Source organism: Microbacterium sp. BH-3-3-3, assembly GCF_007679045.1.
In the GTDB taxonomy this organism is placed as follows: domain Bacteria; phylum Actinomycetota; class Actinomycetes; order Actinomycetales; family Microbacteriaceae; genus Microbacterium; species Microbacterium algihabitans.
This window is the reverse complement of sequence record NZ_VEFS01000003.1, coordinates 50177-66912: the sequence shown is the minus strand read 5'-3', so window position 1 is coordinate 66912 and position 16736 is coordinate 50177. Positions and strand designations below refer to the sequence as shown.

Annotated in this window: 19 protein-coding genes; 12 read left to right on the top strand and 7 right to left on the bottom strand. The window is 69.3% G+C overall.

Annotated features, from left to right (window positions below; translation table 11 throughout):
* Positions 1-83: 83 nt before the first annotated feature.
* The gene (locus FS769_RS10670) at positions 84-557 is read right to left on the bottom strand and encodes an S-ribosylhomocysteine lyase (RefSeq protein WP_144833259.1); all 474 of its coding nucleotides are present in this window, start codon (positions 555-557) and stop codon (positions 84-86) included.
* Positions 558-712: 155 nt separating this feature from the next.
* Here FS769_RS10670 and serB point away from each other — a divergent pair, with 155 nt between their 5' ends.
* On the top strand, positions 713-1354 hold the full coding sequence (serB, locus tag FS769_RS10665; protein WP_260979741.1) for a phosphoserine phosphatase SerB: 642 nt from the start codon (positions 713-715) through the stop codon (positions 1352-1354).
* A gap of 146 nt (positions 1355-1500) precedes the next feature.
* Positions 1501-2178 (top strand): alpha/beta fold hydrolase, encoded by a 678-nt coding sequence (locus tag FS769_RS10660; RefSeq protein WP_144833255.1) that lies wholly within the window; start codon positions 1501-1503, stop codon positions 2176-2178.
* 264 nt (positions 2179-2442) lie between these two features.
* Here the strand turns inward: FS769_RS10660 and fabG are convergent, their stop codons facing one another.
* Entirely contained in the window at positions 2443-3153 is a 711-nt protein-coding gene (gene fabG / locus FS769_RS10655; RefSeq protein ID WP_144833253.1) for a 3-oxoacyl-ACP reductase FabG, read from the bottom strand.
* A gap of 206 nt (positions 3154-3359) precedes the next feature.
* Between fabG and FS769_RS10650 the strand changes: the two genes are divergently transcribed.
* The 5 genes from FS769_RS10650 (at position 3360) to FS769_RS10630 (ending at position 6411) form a co-directional block, all read left to right on the top strand.
* On the top strand, positions 3360-4133 hold the full coding sequence (locus FS769_RS10650) for a DUF4190 domain-containing protein (protein ID WP_260979740.1): 774 nt from the start codon (positions 3360-3362) through the stop codon (positions 4131-4133).
* 211 nt (positions 4134-4344) lie between these two features.
* Complete coding sequence (locus tag FS769_RS10645) at positions 4345-4626, top strand: DUF3099 domain-containing protein (protein WP_230704564.1); 282 nt, start codon at positions 4345-4347, stop codon at positions 4624-4626.
* Positions 4623-4847, top strand: coding sequence for a hypothetical protein (locus tag FS769_RS10640; protein WP_144833247.1), 225 nt, complete (start codon positions 4623-4625; stop codon positions 4845-4847). Before FS769_RS10645 ends, FS769_RS10640 begins: the two co-directional genes overlap by 4 nt.
* Before the next feature lie 156 nt (positions 4848-5003).
* Complete coding sequence (locus FS769_RS10635; protein WP_144833245.1) at positions 5004-5909, top strand: SURF1 family protein; 906 nt, start codon at positions 5004-5006, stop codon at positions 5907-5909.
* 22 nt (positions 5910-5931) lie between these two features.
* The gene (locus FS769_RS10630) at positions 5932-6411 is read left to right on the top strand and encodes a GNAT family N-acetyltransferase (protein ID WP_144833243.1); all 480 of its coding nucleotides are present in this window, start codon (positions 5932-5934) and stop codon (positions 6409-6411) included.
* An 83-nt stretch (positions 6412-6494) separates the two neighbouring features.
* On the opposite strand, the gene FS769_RS10625 is transcribed toward FS769_RS10630, so the two are convergent.
* Both FS769_RS10625 and FS769_RS10620 read right to left on the bottom strand, forming a co-directional pair.
* Positions 6495-7142 (bottom strand): HAD family hydrolase, encoded by a 648-nt coding sequence (locus FS769_RS10625; RefSeq protein ID WP_144833241.1) that lies wholly within the window; start codon positions 7140-7142, stop codon positions 6495-6497.
* Positions 7143-7280: 138 nt separating this feature from the next.
* The gene (locus tag FS769_RS10620) at positions 7281-8879 is read right to left on the bottom strand and encodes an ABC-F family ATP-binding cassette domain-containing protein (protein WP_144833760.1); all 1599 of its coding nucleotides are present in this window, start codon (positions 8877-8879) and stop codon (positions 7281-7283) included.
* Positions 8880-9147: 268 nt separating this feature from the next.
* Here FS769_RS10620 and FS769_RS10615 point away from each other — a divergent pair, with 268 nt between their 5' ends.
* Genes FS769_RS10615 through FS769_RS10595 form a run of 5 tightly spaced genes read left to right on the top strand, consistent with a single transcriptional unit; the run spans position 9148 to position 14040 of the window.
* Positions 9148-10170 (top strand): iron-siderophore ABC transporter substrate-binding protein, encoded by a 1023-nt coding sequence (locus FS769_RS10615; RefSeq protein WP_144833239.1) that lies wholly within the window; start codon positions 9148-9150, stop codon positions 10168-10170.
* Positions 10171-10204: 34 nt separating this feature from the next.
* Positions 10205-11251, top strand: a complete 1047-nt coding sequence (locus FS769_RS10610; RefSeq protein WP_230704561.1) for an iron ABC transporter permease — start codon at positions 10205-10207, stop codon at positions 11249-11251.
* Positions 11248-12297, top strand: a complete 1050-nt coding sequence (locus tag FS769_RS10605) for an iron chelate uptake ABC transporter family permease subunit (protein WP_144833237.1) — start codon at positions 11248-11250, stop codon at positions 12295-12297. The genes FS769_RS10610 and FS769_RS10605 overlap by 4 nt, the downstream gene beginning before the upstream one ends.
* Positions 12294-13148 carry an ABC transporter ATP-binding protein gene (locus tag FS769_RS10600; protein ID WP_144833235.1) on the top strand — a complete coding sequence of 285 codons (855 nt, stop codon included), beginning with the start codon at positions 12294-12296 and terminating at the stop codon, positions 13146-13148. Before FS769_RS10605 ends, FS769_RS10600 begins: the two co-directional genes overlap by 4 nt.
* On the top strand, positions 13132-14040 hold the full coding sequence (locus tag FS769_RS10595) for a siderophore-interacting protein (RefSeq protein ID WP_144833233.1): 909 nt from the start codon (positions 13132-13134) through the stop codon (positions 14038-14040). The genes FS769_RS10600 and FS769_RS10595 overlap by 17 nt, the downstream gene beginning before the upstream one ends.
* Positions 14041-14106: 66 nt before the next feature.
* Here FS769_RS10595 and FS769_RS10590 read toward each other — a convergent pair whose 3' ends face one another.
* From FS769_RS10590 to sufC, 3 genes are all read right to left on the bottom strand, one after another.
* Complete coding sequence (locus FS769_RS10590; RefSeq protein WP_144833231.1) at positions 14107-15270, bottom strand: MalY/PatB family protein; 1164 nt, start codon at positions 15268-15270, stop codon at positions 14107-14109.
* A gap of 348 nt (positions 15271-15618) precedes the next feature.
* Positions 15619-15948, bottom strand: a complete 330-nt coding sequence (locus FS769_RS10585; RefSeq protein WP_013586729.1) for a metal-sulfur cluster assembly factor — start codon at positions 15946-15948, stop codon at positions 15619-15621.
* 9 nt (positions 15949-15957) lie between these two features.
* Entirely contained in the window at positions 15958-16728 is a 771-nt protein-coding gene (sufC, locus tag FS769_RS10580) for a Fe-S cluster assembly ATPase SufC (RefSeq protein ID WP_144833229.1), read from the bottom strand.
* Positions 16729-16736 lie beyond the last annotated feature (8 nt).

Genomic DNA, 16736 nt, shown 5'->3' with positions numbered 1-16736 from the left:
CCCGTTCCGCTCAGCGTCAGACGCCCACTCGCTCGAACGCGTCGCGCGAGACTCGGCCTGCCCGCTACCCGTTCAGCTCCGCGTCAGACGCCCACGCGCTCGAATGCGTCGCGCGAGATGCCCTTCTCGAGCACGACCTTCGACCATTCCTTGGCCGTGTGCAGGCTGTGATCGCGGTAGTTGCCGCAGCTGAACGCGTCGGTTCCGGGCACGTCGTCCCACTGCACGTCGTCGACGATGGCGCGCAGCGAATCGCTGATCGCATCGACCAGGGCGGCCACGTCGGGCTCGCCCCACATGATGACGTGGAAACCGGTGCGGCATCCGAACGGCGAGATGTCGATGAGGCCGTCGATGCGGTCGCGCACGAGGCTCGCGAGCAGGTGCTCGATCGTGTGGAGTCCGGCCGTCGGGATCTCCTGCTCGTTGGGCTGCACGAGACGCAGATCGAAGTTGGAGATGACGTCACCGCGCGGCCCCGACTCGGTGCCGATCAGGCGGACGTACGGCGCCAGAACGGCGGTGTGGTCGAGGGTGAAGCTTTCGACATCGGCCATGAGGGGTCCCTTCTCAGGAGTCGGCGGTGCGAAAAGCCTACGCGGGGGCTCCGACATCGCCCCCGCGCATGACGCCGTGCGACGAGAGCGCAGTTGCGCAGATGCGACCGGTCGTGGACCGCGCGACCCCCGACTCACCCGCTAGGGTCGAGCGCGTGCCTGCGCCCGCTCGTTTCCTCGTCGTGCTCGATGCCGACTCCACCCTGATCCGCAACGAGGTCATCGAACTCCTCGCCGACGAAGCCGGCCGCGGTGCCGAGGTCGCTGCGGCGACCGAGGCGGCCATGCGCGGCGAGGTCGACTTCGCCACGAGCCTGCGCTCACGCGTCGAAGCCCTCGCGGGCGTCTCGACCGAGGCCTTCGCTCGCGCGATCGCACGCATCGAGCCGACTCCCGGCGTGCGCGAGCTCATCGCCGCGGTGCACGAACGCGGAGGGATCGTCGGAGTCGTCTCCGGAGGCTTCCACGAAGTGCTCGACACCATCGCGCCCGACCTGGGGGTCGACGTCTGGCGCGCGAACCGGCTCGTCGCCGACGACGGCCGCCTCACCGGCGAGGTCGACGGAGAGATCGTGGATGCCACGGCCAAGGCCGGCACGCTCCGCCGCTGGGCCGACGAGAACGGCGTCCCCCTGCGGTCGACGTTCGCGATCGGCGACGGCGCGAACGACCTCGAGATGATGAAGACGGCCGGCCTCGGTCTGGCGTTCAACGCGAAGCCCGCCGTACGCGAGCGGGCCGATCTGGTCGTGGGCGACGTGGATCTGGTGCAGGTCATCGCCCTCCTCCCCCGCTGACGCAGGGATCCCGCGCGAATCCCAGAGCGGGCGGATGCCGTGGGGCTCTCGGGTCGCGCGGACGGCAGGAGCGGTCGAACCGACGCCTGATCTGCTCTTTATCAGATGCACTCGCCGATGTCGGAACCCCGTCCTACGCTCGCAATATGGACGTCATCCTCGTACCCGGACTCTGGCTCACCGCGTCGTCATGGGACGACATCGTTCCCGCTCTCGAGGCGGCAGGGCATCGCCCGCACGCCCTGAGCATGCCCGGCCCCGCCGTCGGCGACCTCGTGATCGACGACTGGGTCGACGCCGTCGTCACCGAGATCGACCGTCTGGACCAGCGCGTCGTGCTCGTCGGACACTCGGGCGGGGGCAACGTCGTCTGGGGCGCGGCCGACCGACGCCCGGACCGGGTCGCGCGGGTCGTCCTCGTCGACACGATCGTGCCCCACCCCGGCGCGATGATCTCGGAGTTCCCCGTCGAAGACGGCGTGGTGCACTTCCCCGGGTGGGAGTTCTTCGACGCCGACGACACCGCCGACATCGACGAAGAGACGCGCACCCGCACGGCGACGCAGGTCGTCGACGTACCGGGTCGCGTGCCGACCTCGCCCATCACTCTCGGCGACGAACGACGCTTCGAAGTCCCTGTGACGGTGCTCTCAGGTCAGCTCGACGCCGAGTCACTGCCCCGCGTGCTCGCCGACTGGGGTGACTACGCCGATGAGTTCGGCAAGATCCGCGACGTCGAGGTCGTGCGACTCGGGTCGGGCCATTGGCCACAGTTCTCGCAACCCGAGAAGTTCGCCGAGAAGCTGGTCGCCGCCGTGCGCTGAGAGGCACAGCGGCTCGAGAAGCCGATCGAACGAGCGTCCTTCCAGCCGCGCCGGGTTTGGTGGCCCGCGCCGTCGCTGTAGGGCGCCGGGGTTGGTGACCCACGCTCTGGGGCGCCGGGTCAATGACCGACAATCTGGGGCGTCGGGGTTGGTGACCGACGCTCTGGGGCGCCGGGGTTATTGACCGAGGCTCTGGGGCGCCGGGGTTGATGACCGACGCTCTGGGGCGCCGGGTTCAGTGACCGACGCTCGCGGGCGTCGGGGTCAGTGCCCCATGCCGAGGCCACCGTCGACCGGGATGACCGCGCCCGAGATGTAGGCGGCGTTATCTCCGGCGAGCCAGGTGACGACGCCCGCGACCTCATCAGGCGAAGCGAAACGACCGGCGGGGATGCTCTTCTTGTACTCCGCCTGCGTGTCGGCGGGGAGCTCAGCCGTCATGTCGGTCTCGATGAACCCGGGAGCCACGACGTTGGCCGTGATGCCGCGACCGCCCAGCTCGCGCGTGAGCGAACGGGCGAAACCGACGAGGGCGCTCTTGGACGCCGCGTAGTTGATCTGTCCGGCCGAACCGTAGAGGCCCACCACGCTCGAGATGAGGATGACGCGACCCCACCGCGCTTTGAGCATGCCCTTCGAGGCGCGCTTGACGACGCGGAACGCGCCGCCGAGGTTGGTGTTGACCACGCTGTCGAAGTCGTCCTCGCTCATGCGCAGCAGCAGGGTGTCCTTGGTCACTCCGGCGTTGGCGACGACGACGGCGATCGGTCCGAGCTCAGCCTCGACCTGCGAGAACGCCGCGTCGACAGCAGCGGCATCGGTCACGTCGGCGCGCACGGTCAGGGTTCCCTCGGGGCCTTCGCCCGAACGGGCGGTGACGGCGACCTTCCAGCCCTCCGCGACGAAGCGCTCGGCGATGGCGCGACCGATCCCCCGGTTTCCTCCGGTGACGACGACGACGCGGTCCTGAGACATGGTGAGACTCCTGCGCTTGCGGGTGACGGAACCGGCCCAGCCTACCGACGACCGGGCCGGGACACCGCGAGCACACCGAAGCAACGACAGCCCGCCCGACATCTCGCCGCCCAGCCGTTCCCGACTCAGCCGTTGCAGACTCAGTCGTTTGACACGGGTGGAGACGCGCTGGAACGCTGGTGAAGACCGCAATGAAAGGGACTCCCGTGAGCGACGACCGCACGACCGATCCGAACCAGCCCGGATACACCGACGGCGCCTCGCCCTCGAACGGCGCCCCCTCCGCGTCGCCCTACGCCCCGCAGAGCGACACCGACTCCACGAGCGCCACCGCGAGCGGAACCGGCGACGCCGCGGCATCCGGGACCACGGCCTCCGAAAACACGGGCTCCGGAAACGCGGCATCCGGAAACACCACTCCCGACGCGCCCGCCTACGGGGCTCCCCCGGCTCCGCCGTACGGGGCCCCCGATGCCCCGTCGGCACCTCCCGCGCCGCCCTACGGCTCGGCCTACGACGCTCCCGCGCCCGACGCCGCGGCATCCGCCTACGGCTCCGCCCCCGCAGCTCCGGCCTCCGACCAGCAGGGCTACGGCCAGACGGCGTACGGACAGCAGGCCTACGGGCAGCCCGCCTACGGACAGGCATACGGACAGCAGGCGTACGGACAGCAGGCCTACGGGCAGCAGTACGGCTACACCGCCCCGCCGAAGACCAACCTGCTCGCGATCCTGTCGCTGATCGCCTCGCTCGTCGGTTTCATCATGTTCCTGCCCGTGATCGGACAGATCGCCGGCGTGATCATGGGCCACATCTCGCTCAAGCAGATCAAGACCACCGGAGAGCGCGGCCACGGCATGGCCCTCGCCGGTCTGCTGATCGGCTACATCAGCCTCGGCCTGATCGTCCTGTTCGTCATCGGCATCTCGATCCTGATCGCCTCGACCGCGAACTCGACCAGCTCGGGCTACGGCGTCTGACGCCCCCGTCGCGCACGACGAGCCGCCGGACGCAAGGCGTTCGGCGGCTTGTCATGACGTCGAACAACCGGCACCGCAACCCCGCCCCATGACATTCCTGCGGGCGTACCCTGAGACCACTGTGAAGACATCGCATCGAGCCCAATCCGCGACGTCGCTTCCCCAGGCTCCCCGGGATGACGCCGACACCCGTTTCGCCAAGTACATGGTGATGATGGGTATCCGTATCGCGTGCTTCATCGCCATGGCGGTCATCACCCCGTACGGCTGGTACACCTTTGTCTTCGCCGCCGGGGCGATCTTCCTCCCCTACCTCGCCGTGATCGTCGCCAACGTCGGCCAGGACGCCTCCAACCGGACCGTCATCAACCCCGAGCGCGCGATCGAAGCCCCGGTGACGCCCACGGCGACCGTGGCCCCCGCCGAGGGTCCGATGGTCATCCGCATCGCCGAGACCCCGCGTCAGGATCCCCCGCGCGACGACCGCCCGTGACGGCGTCGACGTCAGCGGGAAGCGCGCGCGTCGAATGCTCCCGAGCCGGATGCCGTGACGACGCCGTCTGGGCTGTGCACTGGCGCAACCCGCGCATCCACTCCGCCGACCGCCGCAAGACCTGGGTCGCGTGCGAGGCGCACGTGTCGTACCTGCGCGAGTTCCTGAGCGCCCGCGACTTCCCCGTGCGGGTGGAGGCCCTGTCGAACGAACCGGCGTGAGCGCCGCGCCGACCGACGTACCCTGGAAGACGTGACCGGAGCATTCGACGACGCAGCGCGACACGGTGCCGGGTCGTCGATCGTGAGCCGGTCGTCGAGCTTCCGCGGCATCCGGATCGTCCGTGACGACGCCGCCGTTCACCGAGGACACCGCTCATGAGCCGCCGCGAGACCCCCGCCGCCGCCCGGTGGGCGATGTACGTCGGCGTGGCCATCCTCTTCGCGATCGCCTGCGGATTCCTCTCGAACTGGCAGTTCTCCCGCAACGCCGAGCGCAGCGAGCAGCTCGAGCTCGTCGCGAACAACTACGACGCCCCGCCCGTCGCCCTCGGGGATCTGCTCGCCCCCGGGGCGCAGCTGACGCCCTCCGACGAGTGGCGCCCCGTGCGCATGCAGGGCGAGTACCTCACCGACGAACAGCTGCTCGTGCGCAACCGCGCGCACGGCGGCTCGGCCGCGTTCGAGCAGCTCGTGCCGTTCCGCCTCGACGACGGACGCACCTTCCTCGTCGATCGCGGATGGCTGCCGCCGGGCAACCAGCAGTCCGTCCCCGATGTCATCCCCGATCCGCCGTCGGGACAGGTGACCGTCGAGGTGCGCCTCCGCCCCGAAGAGGCCGCGCCCACCTCCGGTCGCAGCGCCGATCCGGGTCAGGTGCCGACGATCAACCTGGGCCTCGTCGCCGAGCAGACCGGCCCCCTCGAACCGGGCGCGTATGGACTGCTCATGTCGGAGACGCCCGCGCCGCAGACCGCGCCGAACACGGTGGATCCGCCCAGCAACGACCCCGGCCCGTACCTGTCGTACGCGGTGCAGTGGATCCTCTTCGCCGTCATGGGCTTCGGCTTCATCACCTACGTGATCGTCAACGAACGCAAGCTGCGCCGCGAAGAAGCGGAAGACGCGGACGAAGAGGGTGACGAGCTGATCGAGGTGACCCCCGAGCCCGAGAGCGTCACGACCGAGAAGCGCCGCGTCGACCCCGTCGCCCTCCATCGCGCGCGAAAGCGCCCGAAGGATCGCGACGCCGACGACGAAGACGCGCTGCTCGACCAGCGCTGAGAAGAACCGGCAGGATGACGGCATGCCCCTCATCATCCGTCGCGCGAACCCCGACGATCTCGCCGCGGTCCGACTGATCGGGATCTTGAGTTGGCCACCCACCTACGGCCCCGCACGTGGCGCGGAATACGTCGTCGACGGCCTCGACCGCTACTGGAACGAAGAGGCCATCGGCTCCGCGATCCGCGAGGGCCGCATCGATGTCGCCTTGGATGGCGGCGACGTGGTCGGGATGGCCGAGATCGATCGCCTAGGCGACGACTTCGTGCTCTGGAAGCTCTACGTCGCGCCGGGTCATCAGCACCGCGGGGTCGGCCGCCGACTCGTCGAGGCGGCTAAGACGCGCGCTCGCGCGAACGGCGGCGATCTCGTCACCGAGTACGACGTCGGCAATCCGGCCGTACGCGGCTTCTATCTGCGTGCGGGGTTCGTCGACGATGTCGCGCCGTGGCCCGGCACCGACGCCGTGTGGATGCGGTCGCCGCGCGAGACGCCTGTCTGATGAACGGATGCCGGTGGGAGGACGATCATCGTCGGAGACCGTGCACACAAGGTGTGGTGGCGATCCTCGTCGATCGCCCGCACTCACCGATGACTAGATAGATCATCCCGAGGGGCGAACATGTCCGCGATCTGACGGAGGCCATCCACATGAAGATCGGCGGAGGCTGCTTGCGGTCGCTTCGCATGCACATGTCCCCACGGCCCGCGCCGAATGTGAGCCGTCTTCATGCCGGCGGCGCGGGCTGGCAGGACATCGTTGTCGAGTCGGTCTCCCACGTAAAGAATGCGCTCCGGCGGCTGCCCCGCGGCGGTGACGACATGTTCGAAGAACCCGGGCGCAGGCTTGCGAATTCCCCAGTCCGCTGAGGATCCAACGAAGTCGGCTTCGACGCCCGCGTCTCTGAGATCCGCCGCGATGCGCCGAGGTTGATTGCCGGCAATGCCAACGTCCAGACCTGCGTCGCGAAGACGCTGCAGAGACTCCATGACGTCGGGATAGATGTCGGGTAATCCCACTTCGACGGAGGCCGGAGTCGCTACATCGAGAGCCGACCAGACGTTACGGTGGTCCTCTCCACGCTCGATGAAAACGCCCAACAGTCCCATCACCGTGAATGGTGAGGCGCCGACACTATCGGCCATAGCTGCCCACATTCGAGACTCGTCGACAAGTGTCTCCCCGACATCGAAGACCACGCAGCGAATGCCAGCGACGGAGAACGAGCCCATCGTCCGATGCTCTCATGAGGCGATTCCGGACTGCGGCCGCGCAAGGTCCCGCAACGCCGACGACGAAGACGCGCTCCGAACGGCGCGGCTGCCCGCCCCCGCGGCATCCGGAACGAACGCGCGAAGCGCCGCGGGCTGTTACGCCAGAGTGATCAGATCCGCGTAATCGCGGCCCCAGATGTCTTCGACACCGTCGGGCAGGATCAGCACGCGCTCGGGGTTGAGCGCCTCGACCGCACCCTCGTCGTGCGAGACGAGCACGACGGCACCCTCGTAGTGCGACAGGGCGCCGAGGATCTCTTCGCGCGAGGCGGGGTCGAGGTTGTTCGTGGGCTCGTCGAGCAGCAGCATGTTCGCCGACGACACCACGAGCGTCGCGAGAGACAGACGCGTCTTCTCGCCACCCGAGAGCACACCGGCGGGCTTGAGCACGTCGTCGCCGACGAACAGGAACGAGCCGAGCACCTTGCGGGCCTCGGTCGCGGTGATGTGCGGCGCCGACGACATCATGTTCTCGAGCACCGAGCGATCGACGTCGAGGTTCTCGTGCTCCTGCGCGTAGTACCCGATCTTCAGGCCGTGACCGGGCTCGAGCTGTCCGGTGTCGGGCTGGTCGACGCCGGCGAGGATGCGCAGCAGCGTCGTCTTTCCGGCACCGTTGAGGCCGAGGATGACCACGCGCGACCCGCGGTCGATCGCGAGGTCGACGTCGGTGAAGATCTCGAGCGAGCCGTACGACTTCGACAGACCGGATGCCATGAGCGGAGTCTTGCCGCACGGTGCGGGCTTCGGGAAACGGAGCTTGGCGACGCGCTCGTCCTGACGCACGTCATCGAGGCCCGACAGCATCTTCTCGGCGCGGGCGACCATCTGGTGGGCGGCCGCGGCCTTCGAAGCCTTCGCACCGAAGCGCGCGGCCTGCAGCTGCAGCGCCGTGGCCTTCTTCTCGACGTTGACGCGCTCCTTCTTGCGGCGCTCCTCGTCGGCCACCCGCTGGCGCAGGTAGTTCTTCCAATTCATGTTGTAGACGTCGATGACCTGGCGGTTCGCGTCGAGGTAGAACACGCGGTTGACGGTCTCGCCCACGAGCTCGACGTCGTGCGAGATCACGATGAGCCCGCCCTTGTAGCCCTTGAGGAACTCGCGCAGCCACACGACGCTGTCGGCGTCGAGGTGGTTGGTCGGCTCGTCGAGGATCATCGTCTGCGCGTCGGAGAAGAGAATGCGCGCGAGCTCGATACGGCGACGCTGACCACCCGAGAGGGTCTTCAGCGGCTGGTCGAGGATGCGGTCGGGAAGCGACAGGTTGTGCGCGATCGACGCCGCTTCGGCCTCGGCCGCGTATCCGCCGGCCGACTCGAACTCCTCGGTGAGGCGGCCGTATTTCTTCATCGCCTTCGCCGCGACGGCGGGGTCGTCGTCGCCCATCGCCATCGACGCCTCGTGCATGCCGAGGGCGAGCGAGCCCAGCCCGCGGGCGTCGAGGATGCGCGTGCGTGCGAGCATCTCGGGATCGCCCGAGCGGGGATCCTGGGGCAGATAGCCGAGCTCACCGGAGCGGTCGACGCCCCCGTTGGAGGGCAGCAGGTCGCCGGCGAGCACCTTGGTGAGGGTGGTCTTTCCGGCGCCGTTGCGTCCGACGAGGCCGATCTTGTCGCCGTCGGAGACGCGGAACGCCACGTCTGACATGAGCACGCGGGCACCCACGCGGATCTCGAGGTCGTGCACGGCGAGCACAGCGAACGTCCGTTCTTCGGGGATGGGGAAGCAGGCCGACATGGCCAGCCACCCAGTATAAGACGCGCCCCTGCATGCCCGCCGACAGCCGAATCCCCCGAGCCCGCTCCCGCCCACGGGAGGGGGCGCAAGGGTCGACGAACATCCCGGATGCCGTTGTCTCGGCGTCGAGACGAAGGCCCGGGTCCAGCGGCATCCGGGTTTGCGTTCTCACCCGAGGTCTGACCTAAACTAAGCCTATCCTTACCTAACACGCAGGAGGCTCTTCGTGTCCCGATTCCGCGCACTGGCGGCACTCGCCGTCGGTTCCGCCCTCGTCCTCACCGGCTGCGCCGGCACCTCGGCCGCCCCCGGAGACGAGGCGGCGCAAGGCTCCGACGACGTCTTCCCCGTCACCGTCGACAGCGCTCTCGGCCAAGCGGTCATCGAGAAAAAGCCCGAGCGCGTGGCCACCGTCGCGTGGTCGAACCAGGAGGTCCCCCTCGCTCTCGGCATCGTGCCGGTCGGCATGGCGAAGGCCACGTGGGGCGACGACGACGGAGACGGCATCCTCCCCTGGGTCGAAGACAAGCTGACCGAGCTCGGCGGCGAGACCCCCGTGCTCTTCGACGAGACCGACGGCATCGACTTCGAGGCCGTGGCCGACACGCAGCCCGACGTCATCCTCGCCGCCTACTCGGGACTCACGCAGGAGGACTACGACACGCTGTCGAAGATCGCGCCCGTCGTCGCCTACCCCGACGCCGCGTGGGGCACCACCCTCGACCAGATGATCCAGCTCAACTCCAAGGCCCTCGGTCTCGAGAGCGAGGGTGAGGCCCTCATCGAGCAGATCAAGACCGAGTCGCAGGCGGCCTTCGACGCCCACCCCGCTCTCGCCGAGGTCGCGCCCCTGTTCGCGTTCACCGACCCCACCGACCTCAGCACCATCACCTACTACACCTCGCACGACCCCCGCTCGGGGTACCTGCACGAGTTCGGCATGCCCGAGCCCGAGCAGGTGACCAAGACCTCGAGCGAGATCGACGCGTTCTACAGCGACATCTCCTCGGAGCAGGCCGACGTCTTCAACGATGTGGGGCTGTGGATCACCTACGGCAACACCGACGGCTCGACCCTCGCGCAGCTCCAGGCCGACCCGCTCCTGTCGAAGATCCCCGCCGTGGCCGCCGGCCACGTCGCGGTGCTCGAAGACGGCACGCCTCTCGCGGCCTCGGCGAACCCCTCTCCCCTCTCGGTGAGCTGGGGCCTGTCGAAGTACCTCGACGTGCTGACCGCCGCCCTCGGCTGATCCCCGCCCCCGGACACCTCGAATCGCGCCCACCGTGAACTCCCGCACCGCCGTCGCCGACGCCCCACCCGACACCGCTGATCTGCGGCGATCGACGGGCCGTCGACTCGGCTGGCTGCTGGCGCTCACGGTGGGCGTGGTCGTGATGTGCGCGGCATCCATCGCCTTCGGCACGCGTGACGTGTCGATCGGCGAGATCTTCTCGGCGTTCTCGGGGGGCACCGGGGTCGGTGAGGCAGTGGTCGCCACCCGCATTCCGCGCACGGTGCTCGGGCTGCTCGTCGGGGCAGCCCTCGCGATGGCCGGGCTCACCATGCAGGCGGTCACCCGCAACCCGCTCGCCGACCCCGGCATCCTCGGCGTCTCCGCCGGAGCGTCGCTGGCCGTCGTCACGGGCATCGCGTTCTTCGGCCTGTCGAGCTCGCTCGGATACATGGGATTCGCCGTCGTGGGAGCGGCCGTGGCCGCGGTGTTCGTCTACACGGTCGGCTCGCTTGGGCGCGGCGGCGCCACTCCCCTCAAGCTCGCCCTCGCCGGGGCGGCCACCACCGCCGCGTTCGGCTCACTGTCGAGCGCGATCCTGCTGCCGCGCGTCGACCTTCTCGAGGTGTTCCGCTTCTGGCAGATCGGTGGCATCGGCGGTGCCACGTGGGACCGTGTGCAGATCGTGCTGCCGGTGCTCGCCGCCGGAGCCCTCGTGTGCATCCTCTGCTCACGCGGCATGAACTCCCTCGCCCTCGGCGACGACGTCGCGACCGGGCTCGGCGAGCACGTCGGACGCACGCGCCTCATCGCCTCCGCGGGTGCGGTCGTGCTGGTGGGCGCCGCCACCGCCGTCGCCGGCCCCATCGCGTTCGTCGGTCTCGTCATCCCGCACATCTGCCGACTGCTCATCGGGACCGATCACCGGTGGCTCGTGCCGTTCTCGGCGCTCGGAGGCGCGATGCTCCTCGTGGGAGCCGACGTCGTCGGTCGCCTCGTCGCGCGCCCCACCGAGATCGAGGTGGGCATCCTCACCGCCCTCATCGGCGCCCCCTTCTTCATCTGGATCGTCCGCCGGCAGAAGGTGCGTGAACTGTGAGCATCGTCCTGCAGCGCCCGGCCGCGGTCGGCGCCCTCGCCCGCGGACGCCGAGCCCGCACCCGGCGCCGGATCGGCGTGACCACCGTGCTCGCCGTCGCCGTCGTCGTCGTCTTCGCGGTGACGCTCATGGTCGGCAACACCTTCTACACCCCCGATCAGGTATTCCGCGTCCTGCTGGGCCAGACGGTCCCGGGCGCCTCGTTCACCATCGGCGAGCTGCGCCTGCCGCGCGCGAGCCTGGGCCTGCTGTCGGGACTCGCCTTCGGCATGGCCGGAGTCACGTTCCAGACGATGCTGCGCAACCCTCTCGCCTCCCCCGACATCATCGGCATCTCCTCCGGGGCGAGCGCGGCCGCCGTCATCGCGATCATCGGCTTCTCGCTGTCGGACGCCCTCGTCTCGACCTTCGCCCTCGTCGGCGCCCTCGCCACCGCCGGCGCGATCTACCTGCTCTCGCGAAAAGGCGCCTTCACCGGCACGCGACTCGTGCTCATCGGCATCGGCGTCGCCGCCATGCTCGACAGCGTCACGACGTACATGCTGAGCCGCGCCGCCAACTGGGACCTCCAGACGGCGATGCAGTGGCTGACGGGAAGCCTCAACAACGCCTCCTGGGGTCGGGTGCTCCCCCTGGCCCTCGCGGTCGTCGTCATCGTCCCGCTCATGATCGGCAACACCCGCTCGCTCTCGGTCCTCCGCCTCGGCGACGACTCCGCCGCGGGTCTCGGCGTCCGTGTGGAACGCACGCGTCTGCTCCTGATCGTCGGGGCGGTCGTGCTGCTGGCCGTGGCGACGGCCGGTGCCGGGCCCATCGCCTTCGTGGCCTTCATGGCCGGTCCGATCGCCGCGCGCCTCATCGGCCCCGGCGGATCCCTCCTGGTGCCGGCCGGGCTCGTCGGTGCCCTGCTGGTCATGTTGTCCGACCTCGTCGGCCAGTTCGCCTTCGACAACCGCTACCCGGTGGGTGTCGTCACGGGCGTGCTCGGCGCGCCGTATCTCATCTACCTGCTCATCAGGACCAATCGCTCCGGAGGCTCGCTATGACCGCGAACCGCACTCTGTCGGCCGAGGGTCTCACCCTCGCCTACGCCGACCGCACCATCGTCGACGACCTCGATCTCGTGCTCCCCGCCGGGCGGATCACCGCGATCGTCGGCGCGAACGGGTGCGGCAAATCGACGCTGCTGCGCGCGCTCGCTCGCCTGCTCCCGCCGAAGGCCGGTCGCGTGATCCTCGACGGCAAGGCGCTGCACGAGCGGCCCACGAAAGAGGTAGCGCGCATCCTGGGGCTGCTTCCGCAGAGCCCCATCGCTCCCGAGGGCATCGCCGTCGCCGACCTCGTCGGCCGTGGTCGCCACCCGCACCAGCGTGCCCTCGCCCGCTGGAGCGCCCGCGATTACGAGGTCGTGGCCGAGGCGCTCGCCGCCACGGGGATCAGCGACCTCGCCGACCGCGCGGTCGACGAGCTGTCGGGCGGCCAGCGGCAACGCGTGTGGATCGCCATGGCGCTCGCTCAGGAGACCGACATTCTGCTGCTCGACGAGCCGACCACCTTCCTCGACGTCGCCCATCAGGTCGATGTGCTCGACCTGCTCACCGACCTCAACCGCGACCGGGGAACGACCACCGTCATGGTGCTGCACGACATGAACATGGCGGCCCGCTACGCCGACCATCTCGTGGCCCTGCGCGACGGACGCGTCGTGGCCGCCGGCGACCCGAGCGCCGTCATGACCAGCGAGCTCATCGCCGAGGTATTCGGGCTCGACGCTCTGGTCGTGCCCGACCCCGTGTCGGGAACCCCCCTCGTCCTTCCGCGCGGACGCCACCACGTCAGCGTCCGCACGCCGTCCGTCGCCACCACCCGGGAGTCCCACGATGTCGTCCCCTCTTGAGACTTCGCGGTTCTTCCGCGTCCGCGTCGCCCGCATCACCGACCTGACCCCGAGCTTCCGCCGCTTCACGTTCGTCGGCGATGACCTGCACGAATACGGCGACCCCGGTTTCGATCAGCGCGTGAAGATCGTCTTCCCCACCGCCACGGCCGATCTCGACACGATGCCGACCGGCGGCGACTGGTGGACGGCGTGGCGCGAGCTTCCCAATGATGCGCGCCCGCCGTTCCGCACCTACACGACCCGCGCCGTGCGTCGCGCCGAGCGGGAGGTCGACATCGACATGGTCGCCCACGAGGTGCTCGGCCCGGCATCGGCGTGGATCGAGAACGCACGGCCGGGCGACGAGGTGCTCATCTTCGCCCCCACGGTCGCGCTCACCGACGTGAGCTTCGGCGTCGACTTCGTCCCGCCCGCGCAGACCGGCGACTACCTCCTGGCGGGCGACGAGACCGCCGCCCCCGCGATCGCCGTCATCCTCGAGCAGCTCCCCCCGGAGGCCACCGGAACCGTCGTGCTCGAGGTCCCCACCCCCGAGGACTGCTCCTATCTCCCCCGGCATCCGGGATTCGACTTCCGTCTGGCCGCGCGGTCCGCGGGCGACCGCCACGCGCACCTCGTCACGGCCACGCGCGACGCCGCGTTCGCCCTCACCCCCGACGGCCACGGCGACGAGGTCGAAGAGGTCGACATCGACGAGGGCATGCTGTGGGAGGTCCCGCGCACCGCCAAGGGCGGAGCCGCGCTGAAGAAGGCGCCGCTGTACGCCTGGCTCGCCGGCGAGGCCTCGGCGATCAAGACCCTCCGACGCCACCTCGTCACCGAGCGCGGAGTCGACCGTCGCGCGGTCGCGTTCATGGGCTACTGGCGCACCGGACGAGCCGAGGTCTGATTCCGGATGCCGTGACCCGGTGTCACCCCTCGGTCGCGCCCCGCGTTCTCTCGACGCGCCGACCGCTCATCCTTGTCGAGCCAGCGCGCCGATGCGCGTGATCGCCTCGCGCAGCACCTCGGGCGCGCACCCGACGTTGATGCGCACGTGGCCGATGCCCTGCTCTCCGAACAGCGGTCCGTGGTGCAACGCGACCTTCGCCTCGCGGCGGATGTGCGGCGACGGGTTGTCACCCCACCCGTACGCCGACACGTCGACCCAGGCGAGGAAGCCCGCGTCGGGCAGACGGTAGCGCGCCAGCGGGAGGTGCTCGGCGAGCAGCTCGGCGAGCAGACGGCGGTTGTCGTCGAGCGCGACCAGGAGCGATGCGAGCCAGCCGTCGCTCTCGGCCGCGAAGGCCGCGCGATTGGCGATCACGCCGAACAGACCCGCGCGCCACTCCACCTCCCACGGCAGTGACCGCACGACCGCGGCCGTCTCCTCCGAGCCGGTGACGATGACCGCGCACTTGAGACCGGCGAGGTTGTAGGTCTTGCTCGCGCTCGTCACGGCATAGCCGACCGCGGCGGCCTCGGGCGCGGCATCCAAGAACGGCGTGAACACCGCGGGGGCGTGCGTGAGCGGAGCGTGGATCTCGTCGCTCACGACGCTCGCCCCGTACCGCTCGGCCAGACGCGCGAGTGCGGCGAGCGACGCGCGCGCGTGCACCGTTCCGGTGGGGTTGTGCGGATTGCAGAGCAGGATCGCCCGCGCGCCCGCGGCGAAGGCGCGCTCGATGCCCGCCAGGTCGAGTCTCCACGTCTCGCCGTCGTCGACGAGGGGCACACGCTCGACGACGGCGCCCGCCTCTTCGACGGTGTCGTAGAACGGCGGGTACACCGGCGGCGTCACGATCACGCGATCACCGGACGAGGTCACGGCCCGCAGCACCTCGACGACGCCCATCATCACGTCGCCGGTCCACCGGATCCTCGACGGGTCGATCGTCCAGCCCCACATCCGCTGGGCGTACGCGGCGAAGTCGACGTCGATGCCGGGCCGCGGCGGGGTGTACCCGGTGTCGCCGATCTCGACGGCGCGATGAAGAGCCGCGGTGATCGCCGGTGCGAGCGGGAAGTCGGTCTCGGCGACGAACATCGGGATCACGTCGTCGTCGTACGAGCGCCACTTGGTGCTGGAGCGCTGACGCAGAAGGTCGAGAGGCAGGGCCTGCAACGGGGTGACGCTCATCCGGAAAGCCTAATCAGGGCACCGGATGCCGCGCACCCGGCGCGTCAGAGGAAGACACACGGGCGCGGGCCTGCGTTCGTCGCGGTGCTCGACGCTCGCGAAGCGCCGGGACCTCGGCATCCGGAAACCACGAACGCCCACCCCCGTGAGGGATGGGCGTTCGCGTGAGTTCTTCTTTCAGATCGCGGAGCCGAGGGCGCAGGTCTCTCGAGCGGTCGGATTCGGATCCTGCGTTCAGATCGCGGAGCCGAGGGCGCAGGTCTCTCGAGCGGTCGGATTCGGATCCTGCGTTCAGATCGCGGAGCCGAGGGCGCAGGTCTCTCGAGCGGTCGGATTCGGATCCTGCGTTCAGATCGCGAAGCCGAGGGCGCGCATCATGTCGCGGCCGTCGTCGGTGATCCGCTCGGGGCCCCACGGCGGCATCCACACCCAGTTGATGCGGAAGCGATCCACGACGTTGTCGAGGGCCTGGGCCGTCTGCTCTTCGAGCACATCGGTCAGCGGGCAACCGGCCGAGGTGAGGGTCATGTGGATGACGAGCGCGTCGTTCTCGTCGTCCCACGCGAGATCGTAGATGAGGCCGAGGTCGACGACGTTGATCCCCAGTTCGGGGTCCATGACGTCTTTGAGAGCCTCGGTGACCTCGTCGTACTTCTCGGGAGCGAGGGTTGCGGTCATGTAACGATCCTACGCGTCGATCGGGGTACCGGCCTCGAGGAAGCGGTCGTAACCCTCTTCTTCGAGTCGGTCGGCGAGCTCGGAGCCGCCCTCTTCGACGATCCGGCCCTTGACGACGACGTGCACGAAGTCGGGGCGGATGTAGCGGAGGATGCGGGTGTAGTGCGTGATCAGCAGCACACCGAGGTCGGTCTGCTCCTTGGCGCGGTTGACGCCCTCCGACACGATCTTCAGCGCGTCGACGTCGAGGCCGGAGTCGGTCTCGTCGAGCACCGCGATCTTCGGCTTGAGCAGCTCGAGCTGAAGGATCTCGTGGCGCTTCTTCTCGCCACCCGAGAAGCCCTCGTTGACGTTGCGCGCGGCAAACTTCGGGTCCATGCGGAGGTTCTCCATGGCGCCCTTGACGTCCTTCGTCCACGAGCGGATGGCCGGAGCCTCGCCGTCGATGGCCGTCTTGGCGGTGCGGAGGAAGTTCGTCACGGTGACGCCGGGAATCTCGACCGGGTACTGCATGGCGAGGAAGAGGCCCGCGCGGGCGCGCTCGTCGACACTCATCGCGAGCACGTCTTCGCCGTCGAGCGTGATCGAGCCGCTCGTCACGGTGTACTTGGGGTGACCGGCGATCGTGTACGCCAGGGTCGACTTGCCGGAGCCGTTGGGGCCCATGATGGCGTGGGTCTCACCGGTGCGCATGGTCAGCGTCACGCCGTTGAGGATCGGGGTCGTACCGTTCTCCGTCTCGACCGTCACGTGGAGGTCGCGGATCTCGAGGACAGACATGGTGTTCC